Raw genomic sequence first — 11,762 nt, 5'->3', positions numbered from 1 at the left:
TAATTATGAGTAAGGAATTAGTTTTCGGTCACCAAAGTCCAGATACAGATGCAATTGTCGCTGCTAAGGCATTTTCATATCTTCAAAATCAACTGGGTTTCGATACTGAGGCTGTTGCTTTAGGTGAGCCTAATGCAGAAACCAATTATGTATTGAATCACTTTGGTGAGCCAGCCCCACGAGTAATCAAGACGGCTGCTAATGAAGTTAAAGAAGTTATGTTGGTGGACCACAATGAAGCACAGCAAAGTGTGAGTGATTTGAGCGATGTTACTGTAACTCATGTGGTGGATCATCATCGAATTGCCAATTTTCAAACAGCACAACCACTTTGGTATACAGCACGACCAGTTGGTTGTACCAGCACAATTTTAACTCGGATGTTTGCTGATAATAAAATCGATATTCCTGCTCAACTTGCTGGGTTAATGTTGTCGGCAATTGTTTCTGATACGTTGCTATTAAAATCACCAACAACTACTGATGAAGACCGTGAAGCACTACGGGCACTAGCACAAATTGCTGATATTGACGTTGATAGTTATGGTCTTGATATGCTCAAAGCAGGAACTGACCTTGCTAGTAAGTCAGATCTAGACTTAGTTGATGGCGATGCTAAATCATTTGATCTTGGTGGTAAGAAGGTTCGTATTGGCCAAGTCAATACAGTGGATTTGGATGATGTTTTCTCGCGCCAGGCTGGACTAGAAGAAGCAATGACAAATGAAAACAGTGGCAATGGCTATGATTTATTTTTATTACTGGCTACCAATATTTTAGACAGTAATTCTGAATTACTGGTTGTTGGTGATCCTAAGAATGTGGTTGAAACTGCGTTTGGCAAGAAACTTGATGCACAAAATCGCATGAGTTTGCCTGGAGTCGTTTCACGTAAGAAACAGGTTGTGCCTCCATTGACATCTGCATTTGAATAAGTAAGATTTATTGTTCCTAACCAAAGTGGGTATTTTTACTCGCTTTGGTTTTTTTGTTCAATCATGCGCGATCATTTAGGGAGTTTTTTTTACTCATATCTATTTAAAAAAATTATTTAATATGATTAATAATATCAATTCAACTATCAGGTGATAGCGAATCGACGGCTGATATATCAGGGATACCGTAAAATATCTTTGGACTGATAAAATTTTTATTTGTCTTTTCACTTATTTAGAGTACAATAAAATCGTGAACAATGTAGTTCATGATTGTGACAATTTGAACAATAGGAGTGACACAGATGAAAGTAATTATTATTGGATGTACACACGCAGGTACTTTTTCGGCACAACAAATGTTAACGGAACACCCAGACTATGATGTAACGGTCTATGAGCGCAATGACAACTTGTCTTTTTTATCATGCGGAATCGCGCTTTGGGTTGGTGATCACGTTTCAGATCCGGCCAAAATGTTTTATTCATCACCAGAAGCGCTTACTAAGCTTAGTGCCAATATGAAGATGCAACATGATGTATTAAATGTTGATACGGAAAATAAGACAATAACCGTTAAAAATTTAATTACAGGCGATACTAGTAATGATTCCTATGATAAGTTGGTGGTAACAACTGGCTCAGCTCCAGTAATTCCTCCAATTGATGGGATCGATAATAAAAATGTAAAATTATGTAAAAACTATAATGATGCGAAAGAAATTAAAGCTGCAGGTGCAGAAGCTAAATCTGTAGTAGTAATTGGTGCCGGTTACATCGGTGCTGAATTAGCTGAACAATTTAGCTTAGCTGGTAAAAAAGTTACTTTAATTGATGGTTTACCAAATGTGCTTGCTAAAAATTTTGATACCGAAATTTCGGATCAAGTTGCTAAAGATTATACCGATCATGGAGTTAAATTAGCATTAGGTGAATTGGTGAAATCATTCAGCGGTGATGATCAGGTAACAGTTACTACCACAAATAATAGTTATCCAGCAGATTTAGCTGTTTTGTGTGCTGGCTTTCGACCACGAACAGAGTTGTTGAAGGGTAAAGTAAAGATGCTCGAAAACGGTGCAATTGTTACTGATGCTTACATGCAAACATCTGATCCTGATATTTTTGCAGCTGGTGATTCTTCGGTTGTACACTATAATCCAACTGGTAAAGATGACTATATTCCACTAGCAACAAATGCCGTTCGCCAAGGAATCCTAGTTGGTCACAACATTGAAAAACCAACTGTTAAATATTTGGGAACACAGTCTTCATCTGCCGTCGCATTATTTGGTAAGACGTTAGCCTCATCAGGACTAACAGTCACTGGTGCAAAACAGCGTGGTGTCAATGTTGACAGTGTTGTTTTAGACCAGGACTACCGTCCAGAGTTCATGTTGTCTACCACACCAATTTTAATGAAGCTAGTATGGGATCCTCAAACTAGAGTTGTCTTAGGCGGGTCATTCTACAGTGAATATGACTGTGCACAATCGGCCAATGTGATTTCACTTGCAATCCAAAATAAGATGACTATCGATGATTTATCAATGGTTGATATGTTCTTCCAGCCAAATTACGATCAACCGTTAAACTATGTTAATGCATTAGCAATGACAGCTGTGGCAAAAGCAAATGAAAAATAGTGGATTTAAAAAATTAATATTTTTGATAATCTTTGATAGATAAAAGGTTGGAAAATAAACAGTTTACAGCGTTTGGCTAAATAAAGGGAATGATACGAACTTCGCATCATTCCCTTTATTTAGGCCCCATGACCGTAATTTGGTCGTCCATTTTTCTGCTCTTTTGAGCAATTTAGTTGCATAACGACCCGAATCAGTTTACATTTGGAATGAACAAAAGGTTGTGTACAACATATTATAAATTCTTTTATTGGAGGATTAGACTAATGGAACTAACATTTACAGCAGCTGCAAAAGACAAATTAGCAAAATACATGCAGCCAAATTCAAAAATACTACTTAGTTTAGACGATGGTGTTGGTCCATTTTCAAACGTTGGAGTTTGCTCATTGGATACCGCATTTCAGTTAATTTTTGTTGATAAAGGATTGGCAATTCCTGATTACGATGAATCAATTGAAACTGAACTTGGTACCATTTATTACAAGGGATACTCTAAGCAGTATCTGAATGATCACATGCAGTTGGATTTTAAGTCAAACTTTCAAACGATGCCGCTCAGTGGTGAAGGGGAGCTACTTGATTCCAATATTGTTGTTTTGGACTTGAGTAAGCAAGCCATTTAACAATGACAGTGAAAGGGTAGACAAAAATTTATGAGTAAACAAAATAAAAGTACAGAAGACTTAAAACAAACATTAACTCGTGAAGAATTTGCCGTAACACAACACGGAGCCACCGAACCAGCTTTTACGGGTAAGTACGATGATTTTTATGACCAAGGAATCTACGTAGACATTGTAAGTGGTGAAGCGTTGTTTTCTTCCACCGATAAATATGATGCGGGTTGCGGTTGGCCATCTTTTACCAAACCAATTAATGAACAAAACTTAACACAAAAAACGGATCAGTCGTTTGGCATGCTCCGTACTGAAGTACAAAGTAAAGAAGCTCAATCTCATTTAGGGCATGTTTTTGATGATGGTCCAATACAAGAAGGCGGTCTTAGATACTGTATTAATTCGGCTGCTCTTAAATTCATTCCATATGATAAACTAGAAGATGCAGGATACGGCAAATATAAACAGTTATTCAAATAAGTGGGAGTGATTCTTACATGGCAGAAGAAAAAGCAATATTTGCAGGTGGATGTTTTTGGTGTATGGTCAAGCCATTTGATACGCAGCCAGGCATTAAAAAGGTCATCTCTGGTTATACAGGTGGGCATACGGTTAATCCAACTTATGAGGAAGTCTGCAGTCACACGACGGGGCATACTGAAGCTGTGGAGATTACATTTGATCCAGATATAATTAGTTATCAGCAGTTGGTTGAAATATATTGGCGACAGACAGATCCAACTGATGCAATGGGTCAATTTCAGGATCGTGGCGACAGTTATCGACCGGTTATTTTTGTCAATAGTGCGGAGCAAAAAAATGTGGCAACTGCCTCAAGGAAGCATTTAATTGACAATAATCCATTTGATGATCCGATTGTCACTAAAATTGAAGATGCTAAGCCATTTTATCCAGCAGAAGACTATCATCAGGATTTTTACCGGAAGAATCCGCTACGTCATGAGATGGAAGAACGTGGTGGCCGTGAACAATTTATCAGTCAACACTGGCAAACTAAGTAATGAATATTATGTAAATGAAGTAATAAACTAGTTGTCAAATTCACTTTGAATTTGTTAATTAGTTTTTTTATTTGTTAACTATTTTAATTACGATTTGTACTTTTTGCCTATAAAAAGTAGAATGGAATCATTATAAATTTTGAGGAAGCGGGCGACAAAGAGTGATTGAAACAGCATTATTATTACTATTTTTGGGAGTTATCTCGGGAACACTGGGCTCTTTGCTGGGGATTGGTGGCGGAATGATCGTGATCCCGGTGTTAACTGTGATGGTCGGTTTGCCAATTCGCTATGCCATTGGCGCCAGTGTTATTGCTGTGATTGCGACTAGTTCTGGGGCAACGATTGCCTACTTACGTGACGATTTACTTAATTTACGGGTAGCAATGTTTCTGGAAATAGCCACCACAATTGGCGCCATTACGGGCGCCATTTTGACGGGAATTATTCATCCATTGTGGTTAGAGACTATTTTTGGTTTATTTCTACTGTACTCATGTTTCAACATGATTCAAAAACTATGGGGAAAGGGAAAAGCAAATCAGACCATAGTTGTGCATCCTGACCAATGGGCTAATAAATTGAAGTTAAATGGATCGTACTACGATAAAGTGTCGATGTCACAAAATGATTATGAAGTAACCCATGTTCCTGGTGGTTTTGCAATGATGTACGGTGCAGGGTTGGCCAGTGGTCTGTTAGGCATTGGCAGTGGTGTTTTCAAAGTTATTGCAATGGATACCATTATGAAAATGCCATTGAAGCCTTCTAGTGCTACTAGTAATTTGATGATGGGGGTTACTGCCGCTGCAAGTGCCACAGTCTATTTTTTTGATGGTGCAATCAAACCTGAAATTGCTGCACCATTAGCACTTGGCATTTTAGTTGGTGCGGCGATCGGTACTCGGATTATGCAACGAATTCAACCACGAGTACTAAGAATTATTTTTGTGCCAATTTTATTTTATATGGGCTTACAGATGTTTCTCAAAGGATTCGGGGTGACATTCTAAATGAAGAATCAGCAAAATAAGACAGAAATGGATAATGTTGAACAACTAATTGGTAAGGTAATGCAAGTTGGTGTGCTGCTTGCCGCTGCCGTAATGTTAATTGGTGTGTTAATGCTGCTATTAACCGGTAAATCTGGTTATTCAGGCTCATTTCACCCGACAACCTTCAGCAGCTTAATTCAGGGTGCTATTGGCTTAAAATCGTACGCCATTATTATGATTGGTTTATTTCTGCTAATTTTAACTCCCGTTTTGCGAGTAATTGTGTCTATTTATGCATTTTACGTTGCTCATGATAAAATGTATGTCTGGATCACAACCCTAGTGTTAATCATTCTGATTTTTGCAATGGTGATTGGAATGTTTGGCGTTTAATTTTAGAAAATAGATTTTGGAGGTAACTTATGGCGACAAATGTTAATCAAATTAAATTAAACGATGGTAATCAAATACCACAAATCGGGTTTGGTACTTATTTACTGAATGGCTTTTCAGGCGTCAATGCGATGACGAGTGCATTAAACGTTGGCTATCGCTTTTTAGATGCTGCCTTCAACTACGATAATGAAGCAGCAGTGGGTGAGGCGATTCGCCGGAGTAGTGTGCCACGCGAACAAATTACAGTATTATCGAAATTACCAGGTCGCTATCAGCGATACGACCAGGCAATTAAAGCAATTCAAGAATCCGTCTTGCGGACAGGTCTTGATTATATTGACCTATACTTAATCCACTGGCCGAACCCCAACCAAGGATTTTATGTTGAAGCCTGGCAAGCTTTGATTGATGCTCAAAAATTTGGATTGATTAAATCGATTGGTGTGTCGAATTTCTTACCAGTGCACCTAGAAAAGTTGAACAAAGAAACTGGTGTTGATCCGGTTGTTAACGAAATTGAACTACATCCATACTTTAATAATCAGGCGTTACGACAGTATAATCAGCAACATAACATTGCGACAATTGATTGGAGTCCATTGGGTCGCGCTAGCGAAATGTTGCATGATGCTACGATCAAACAAATTGCTGTTAAACATGAAGTTAGTGTTGCTCAAGTAATTTTACGGTGGGAATTGCAGTTGGCTACAATCACGATCCCAAAAGCTACTAAGCCCAACCGCCAACTTGAGAATCTCAGCTTATTTGATTTTCGATTAACAGAGGCTGAAATGCAAACGATCAACGGTTTAACAAAAAATGATGGTAGAACATCAAATCAAGATCCAGCAGTGTACGAAGAATTTTAGTGTACGGTGACCGTTGCCAAAATCTTTGGTTCAAATTGACTACTTTGTATAATATATATTATGTAAACTAAAATATATATTTTTACTAATTTCATAGATCCACCCAATGTTTACAATAATGAAGGAACTGATTCTTTGAATAATACCACCACTAATTCTGCAGTAACGAAAATTTCTCCTCTAAAAAAATTAACGATCGAACAACAACAATTGGTAACTAGAATTAAAAAATTTTGTACCGCACATCTGCACGATGATTCAACAGCTATATTCACAATCTATGGTGACGCCGGCACTGGTAAAAGTGTCATTTTATCGCACCTATTTAACGATATCCAAGTAGCTGCTCGTACCGATCATAGTAGTATATTGTATGGCACAAGTAATTATTTATTAGTAAATCATCCTGAAGTTCTAAAAGTATATAAAGAACTGGCCAGCCGAATGCCATCTTTGTTAAAAAAAGATTATCAACGGCCGACAACCTTCATTAATCAGTTAGACAGACATCAAGAATCAGCTGACATTACCGTTATTGATGAAGCCCATTTACTTTTGTCTAAGTCGGACCATTATAATAACTTTTACTATCAAAATCACTTAAATGAAATCATCAACCGCTCTAAGATCGTTATTTTGGTTTTTGATCAACGCCAGGTACTGCGGATGAAGAGTTTTTGGAATAATCAGCGGCTCGGACAATTACTGCAGCCCTATTATCATGAAAGCTATTACCTGCACCATCAATTTAGAATGACTGCTAGTCCGGAGTTGATTCATTGGTTTGATGCGTTTACTGCTGGTGAATTGCAAAAAATACCAACCAATGCTTGTGAACACTACGATTTTAGAATTTTCTCAGATGCGGAAGAAATGCGTACTGAAATTGTTAAAAGAAATAAAGCGGTTCAATTAGCCAGAATAGTGTCAACATCTGGCTATCCCTCTACACTGGATGGCGGGCGTCATTATATTACTGAAGGCCAGTTTAAGATGCCGTGGGACCAATACAATTACACCAATGTTCCCTGGGCTGAAATTCCAGCTACAATTAATGAAGTTGGTTCAATTTATACGTGTCAGGGGTTTGATTTAAACTATGTTGGGATCATTATTGGACCACCGATTACTCTTGATCCAAAATCGAACAAATTGCAAGTTAATCTTGATAAGTATACAGATGCGGAAGCTTTTAAACACCGTCAAGATTTATCTGATCCAGCAGAAATTGAAGCAATTGAAAAAACGATGATTATGAATTCTCTCAATGTATTGTTCAAACGCGGTATTTATGGCACCTATTTATACGCACACGACTCTGTTTTGCGTGATCAACTTCAGATATTTTATGATCAAATAAAAAAGTGATAAGTGGTGGTGCCTGCTTATCACTTTTGTGGTTATTGTTCAGAATTACTAATAACAATTCTGTGTAGAATTAAATATAGGATTGGCGTCACGATTACAATTAGGATTGCGGTTATAATTCCTGCAGGCATTGCAGCCAATGCTCCAACAATGCTGCCGGAAAAACGACAATCTGAGCTGATAAAGACCTGGATAAAATAATGCAGGAACGTTGTGACAACTTTGGTAATCCCACAACCAAGACTAACAGTAATAATCGTTGTCCAATGCGGTTTTTTACCCAAAAGATTGAATAAAAAGTTTGCTATTAAGCCAATAATTAACATTTCAAACATCGGCAAATAGAAAAAACTAAAATTACTATTGAAATTTGCAACCATAATTCCGACTAACGAACTAAGAAGTCCCAATCTCAATCCTAAAAATAAAACTGCAATAATCCCCACAGCTTCGCCAATTTGCACGTAAGGATCTCCAATTGGAGAAGAAACGTGGAACTGCAGCAAAGAAATAAGATAAATAATAGCAGTAAAAATAATAGTTGCCAGCCCACTAGTTATATAATTTCGTCGCATTTCAAATTCCTCTTTAACAGTCTATGAACGGCTGGTATCTTGCAACCACGCCAGTGCCAATGCCTTTTCACCCAAATGAGTCCCAATTACAGGACCAAAATAGCTAATTTCAAAGGGAATTTCAGGATATTTGGCTGCTAACTTTTCACGCCATTTTAGTGCAGCCGAGTCGTTGTTAGCATGGATCACGATTGCACGAATAGGATAATCAACCTTATGGATTGATTGATCGAATAGTTCCTCAACACGTGCGAGTGCTTTTTTAGTTGAGCGAACCTTTTCAAATGCCTCAATTTCATGAGACGGTGTGTTCATCGTTAACAACGGTTTGATTTTTAAAATTGAGCCCAGAAATGCAGATGCATTAGATAAACGTCCGCCGCGAACGAGATTTTGTAAGTCATCGACTACAAATAAGTTGTCGATTGTTGCTCTTAAATTATCCAAATGTTGAATGATTTCAGGTACATCAAGGCCCTGGCGCGCTAATTTTGTTGCCTCCAGGACCAAGTAACCCATTAATTTAACTGTAACTTGTGAGTCATATGGGACTACTTTAATGTCGTTAATCTCCGCTGCGACCTGACTTAAACTATTCACAAATCCTGAAATTGTGCTAGAAAGATGGATGCTAATGACAGCATCATAACCTTGGCGCGCTAACTCTTCATATAAAGAGATCATTTCACCTAGCGGCGGCTGTGATGTGCTAGGAAATGATTTTGATGTCCTCAATTTGTCATAAAATTCACTTGTAGTAATATCAATGCCCTCTTGATAACTTTTGCCATCAATAATAACGGGAATTGGCACAACTTTAATATTATTAGCTGCTACTTCCTCATCTGAGAGGTAGGCAGTGCTGTCAGTTACAACAGCGATTTTCATTTAAAATTCCCCCACTTTGTTCTAATTCAATATCTCATAATACTAGCATAAAATGGAGTGACAACCAAGCCATGTTATTTTAAATGATGGTTATGACTTTCGATCCGAGCAATACTTTTATCTAACCGGTTTAATAATATTTGCAATAAATTTTGTTCTTCGTCTGTCCAGCGATCAAAGATCTGCTGTGCCAAATGGTGGTAATCCTCATTAATTTGATTGACTGATACAGTGCCCAATTCGGTAATTGAATATATTAACTGGCGTTTATCCCGACCAGTCGGTGTTTTATGTAGCATTTCTTTGGTAACTAAATTTTTTAGCTGGCGACTAAGAGTTGATGTATCTAATGAAGTAGCTTGTGCCAATTGTTCCTGTGTCGTGTTATCCGCTAAAATAAAAAGTAATAGTTGCCATTCGGCAATCGTTAGATGTGACTTTTTAGTAATGGCCAACAATGCACTACGGTGGTTACGTTCAATTTCACGTAGTGCGCTTAAACTATCTTTCAATTTCCTAGCCTCCCAACCAACTTTTTAATCTGTAGTTGTAGTATACAATATCAAAATTGTAATGTACAAGCTTTTTTAAAGAAATCTTAATTTTTGTAATTAAATCTGATTATCTGTATACTGAAACAGTTAATAAAGGAGAAATGAATTATGTCATTTGACGGTTTTTTCACACATGCAATGGTGCATGAATTAAATCAATTATTGGCGACAGGACGGATTGCCAAAATCCATCAACCATATCCTGCTGAGGTCATTTTAATTATTCGGGCTAATCGCCACAATTATTCAGTCTTACTATCAGCTAACCCCACCTACCCACGGATTCAAATTACGGAGATTCCATTTAAAAATCCCAAAGTTCCTACTAAATTTGCGATGACCCTACGTAAATATATCGAAGGTGCAATTATCAATTCCATTGAACAAGTTGATAACGATCGAATTGTCCGATTTAATATTTCAACTCGTGATGAGCTTGGTGACGAGCAAAACCTCATATTAATTAGTGAAATAATGTCTCGTCACAGTAATATTACACTTGTAAACACCAGTACCAATAAAATTATTGATGCTGTCAAACACGTTGGTTCTGATCAAAACCGATATCGGTTGTTGTTACCGGGGGCTACTTTTATTATGCCGCCAAAACAAGATAAATTAAATCCATTTATTGCTAACCAGGCGTACGCTCAACTCGCACAAAAAATTGATGACCAGGATGAACTGACCAAGCAATTACAGCAGACTTATCAAGGCATGGGAACTGATTCTGCCAGGGAATTAGCATATCAGTTGTTACACACTGAAAATGTTGCTAATCAATATCAAGCTTTTTTACGCAGTTTTGATCAGCCAACTCCTACTCTAGCTGTATCAGCAATGCAAAAAATGAGTTTTACTGCCTTTAAACCAGCCGACATAAGTGCAACTACAGAATATAAGAATTTTGCGACACTATCGGCGCTATTAGATGCCTACTATGCCGACAAATCGCAACAAGATCGCACCAAACAGTTGGCTGGTGGTTTAATTCGAATTATTCATAATGAATTAAAGAAAAACAAAACTAAAGTAAAAAAACTACAGGCAACGTTGCAAGACACGCATCAAGCTGATGAATTTCGAATTCGTGGTGAAATTTTGACAACTTATTTACGCGAAATTAAACCCGGAATGAATGAAATTACGTTAGCCAACTTTTACGATGAGAATAAGCCAATAAAAATTAATTTGTCGGATCAATTGACCCCATCACAAAATGCGCAATGCTATTTCACTAAGTATCAAAAATTAAAGAATGCAGTTAGCCATGTCAAAGAGCAATTGGCAATTACAACTACCGAAATAAACTACCTCGAAAATATTCAAGCTCAAATCGAGATTGGTAATCCAGCTGACACTGAAGAGATAAAACTAGAATTACAGCAACAAGGATACATTCATTCTCATTCAAAAAATAAAAAGAAAAAAGAAACTGTCAGCAAGCCAGAGGAATTTACTGCTGTTGATGGCACTAAAATATTAGTTGGGAAAAATAACCTTCAAAATGATCGACTCACATTTAAAATTGCAAATAAGAATGATATCTGGTTGCATGTTAAAGATATTCCTGGGTCGCATGTTGTGATCAGAAGTGCGTCTCCATCCGACGAAACGCTGTTAGAAGCTGCCAAACTAGCCGCTTACTTTTCTAAAGGTCGCAATTCTGCCAATGTGCCGGTCGACTACGTTCCAATCAAAAAAGTAAAAAAACCGAATGGTAGCAAACCAGGTTTTGTGATTTTTGAAGGGCAATCAACCCTTTATGTCACACCGGATGTAAAAATTTAAAATTAAAGGTTAGCACGATCTGAGCAAAATAAAGTGTCCCATAATTGTTAAACGCAAACCTAACAATTATGGGACACTTTTACTTTACCTTTTTATTTTTGCA

The 11,762-nt window shown here is 37.4% G+C and carries 13 protein-coding genes; 10 read left to right on the top strand and 3 right to left on the bottom strand.

Annotated elements, in window-relative coordinates; translation table 11 throughout:
• Window positions 1-5: 5 nt before the first annotated feature.
• The 9 genes from WDC_RS01790 to WDC_RS01750 all read left to right on the top strand — a co-directional run bounded on the left by WDC_RS01790 (window position 6) and on the right by WDC_RS01750 (window position 7,851).
• On the top strand, window positions 6-935 hold the full coding sequence (locus WDC_RS01790) for a manganese-dependent inorganic pyrophosphatase (RefSeq protein WP_044010103.1): 930 nt from the start codon (window positions 6-8) through the stop codon (window positions 933-935).
• A 305-nt stretch (window positions 936-1,240) separates the two neighbouring features.
• Window positions 1,241-2,581, top strand: coding sequence for an FAD-dependent oxidoreductase (locus tag WDC_RS01785; protein ID WP_044010102.1), 1,341 nt, complete (start codon window positions 1,241-1,243; stop codon window positions 2,579-2,581).
• Between the two features lie 266 nt (window positions 2,582-2,847).
• Complete coding sequence (locus WDC_RS01780) at window positions 2,848-3,207, top strand: iron-sulfur cluster biosynthesis family protein (protein ID WP_044010101.1); 360 nt, start codon at window positions 2,848-2,850, stop codon at window positions 3,205-3,207.
• Between the two features lie 30 nt (window positions 3,208-3,237).
• Entirely contained in the window at window positions 3,238-3,681 is a 444-nt protein-coding gene (gene msrB, locus WDC_RS01775; RefSeq protein ID WP_044010100.1) for a peptide-methionine (R)-S-oxide reductase MsrB, read from the top strand.
• A gap of 17 nt (window positions 3,682-3,698) precedes the next feature.
• On the top strand, window positions 3,699-4,223 hold the full coding sequence (msrA, locus tag WDC_RS01770) for a peptide-methionine (S)-S-oxide reductase MsrA (RefSeq protein ID WP_044010099.1): 525 nt from the start codon (window positions 3,699-3,701) through the stop codon (window positions 4,221-4,223).
• 161 nt (window positions 4,224-4,384) lie between these two features.
• Window positions 4,385-5,236: a sulfite exporter TauE/SafE family protein gene (locus WDC_RS01765; protein ID WP_044010098.1), complete on the top strand. Its 852-nt coding sequence runs from the start codon at window positions 4,385-4,387 to the stop codon at window positions 5,234-5,236.
• The gene (locus WDC_RS01760) at window positions 5,237-5,611 is read left to right on the top strand and encodes a DUF1634 domain-containing protein (RefSeq protein WP_044010097.1); all 375 of its coding nucleotides are present in this window, start codon (window positions 5,237-5,239) and stop codon (window positions 5,609-5,611) included.
• Between the two features lie 29 nt (window positions 5,612-5,640).
• Window positions 5,641-6,483, top strand: coding sequence for an aldo/keto reductase (locus WDC_RS01755; RefSeq protein ID WP_044010096.1), 843 nt, complete (start codon window positions 5,641-5,643; stop codon window positions 6,481-6,483).
• A 135-nt stretch (window positions 6,484-6,618) separates the two neighbouring features.
• Complete coding sequence (locus WDC_RS01750; RefSeq protein WP_044010095.1) at window positions 6,619-7,851, top strand: DUF2075 domain-containing protein; 1,233 nt, start codon at window positions 6,619-6,621, stop codon at window positions 7,849-7,851.
• Window positions 7,852-7,883: 32 nt separating this feature from the next.
• Here the strand turns inward: WDC_RS01750 and WDC_RS01745 are convergent, their stop codons facing one another.
• The 3 genes from WDC_RS01745 to WDC_RS01735 form a co-directional block, all read right to left on the bottom strand.
• A complete protein-coding gene (locus WDC_RS01745; RefSeq protein WP_044010094.1) occupies window positions 7,884-8,426 on the bottom strand; it encodes a hypothetical protein in 543 nt (180 codons plus the stop codon).
• Between the two features lie 21 nt (window positions 8,427-8,447).
• Window positions 8,448-9,314, bottom strand: coding sequence for a DegV family protein (locus WDC_RS01740; protein ID WP_044010093.1), 867 nt, complete (start codon window positions 9,312-9,314; stop codon window positions 8,448-8,450).
• A gap of 74 nt (window positions 9,315-9,388) precedes the next feature.
• Window positions 9,389-9,826 (bottom strand): MarR family winged helix-turn-helix transcriptional regulator, encoded by a 438-nt coding sequence (locus tag WDC_RS01735; protein WP_044010092.1) that lies wholly within the window; start codon window positions 9,824-9,826, stop codon window positions 9,389-9,391.
• Between the two features lie 150 nt (window positions 9,827-9,976).
• On the opposite strand from WDC_RS01735, the gene WDC_RS01730 reads away from it, so the two are divergent.
• Window positions 9,977-11,659: an NFACT RNA binding domain-containing protein gene (locus WDC_RS01730; RefSeq protein ID WP_044010091.1), complete on the top strand. Its 1,683-nt coding sequence runs from the start codon at window positions 9,977-9,979 to the stop codon at window positions 11,657-11,659.
• Window positions 11,660-11,762: the final 103 nt, after the last annotated feature.

The sequence above is a fragment of the Paucilactobacillus wasatchensis genome, from assembly GCF_000876205.1.
Lineage (GTDB): Bacteria > Bacillota > Bacilli > Lactobacillales > Lactobacillaceae > Paucilactobacillus > Paucilactobacillus wasatchensis.
The sequence above is the reverse complement of the archived record's forward strand: the minus strand, read 5'-3'. Positions and strand labels throughout refer to the sequence as shown.

Coding starts and splice junctions, on each gene's coding strand:
- WDC_RS01790 (WP_044010103.1), top strand. CDS start 6: ATGAGTAAGGAATTAGTTTTCGGTCACCAAAGTCCAGATACAGATGCA.
- WDC_RS01785 (WP_044010102.1), top strand. CDS start 1,241: ATGAAAGTAATTATTATTGGATGTACACACGCAGGTACTTTTTCGGCA.
- WDC_RS01780 (WP_044010101.1), top strand. CDS start 2,848: ATGGAACTAACATTTACAGCAGCTGCAAAAGACAAATTAGCAAAATAC.
- msrB (WP_044010100.1), top strand. CDS start 3,238: ATGAGTAAACAAAATAAAAGTACAGAAGACTTAAAACAAACATTAACT.
- msrA (WP_044010099.1), top strand. CDS start 3,699: ATGGCAGAAGAAAAAGCAATATTTGCAGGTGGATGTTTTTGGTGTATG.
- WDC_RS01760 (WP_044010097.1), top strand. CDS start 5,237: ATGAAGAATCAGCAAAATAAGACAGAAATGGATAATGTTGAACAACTA.
- WDC_RS01755 (WP_044010096.1), top strand. CDS start 5,641: ATGGCGACAAATGTTAATCAAATTAAATTAAACGATGGTAATCAAATA.
- WDC_RS01745 (WP_044010094.1), bottom strand. CDS start 8,426: ATGCGACGAAATTATATAACTAGTGGGCTGGCAACTATTATTTTTACT.
- WDC_RS01740 (WP_044010093.1), bottom strand. CDS start 9,314: ATGAAAATCGCTGTTGTAACTGACAGCACTGCCTACCTCTCAGATGAG.
- WDC_RS01730 (WP_044010091.1), top strand. CDS start 9,977: ATGTCATTTGACGGTTTTTTCACACATGCAATGGTGCATGAATTAAAT.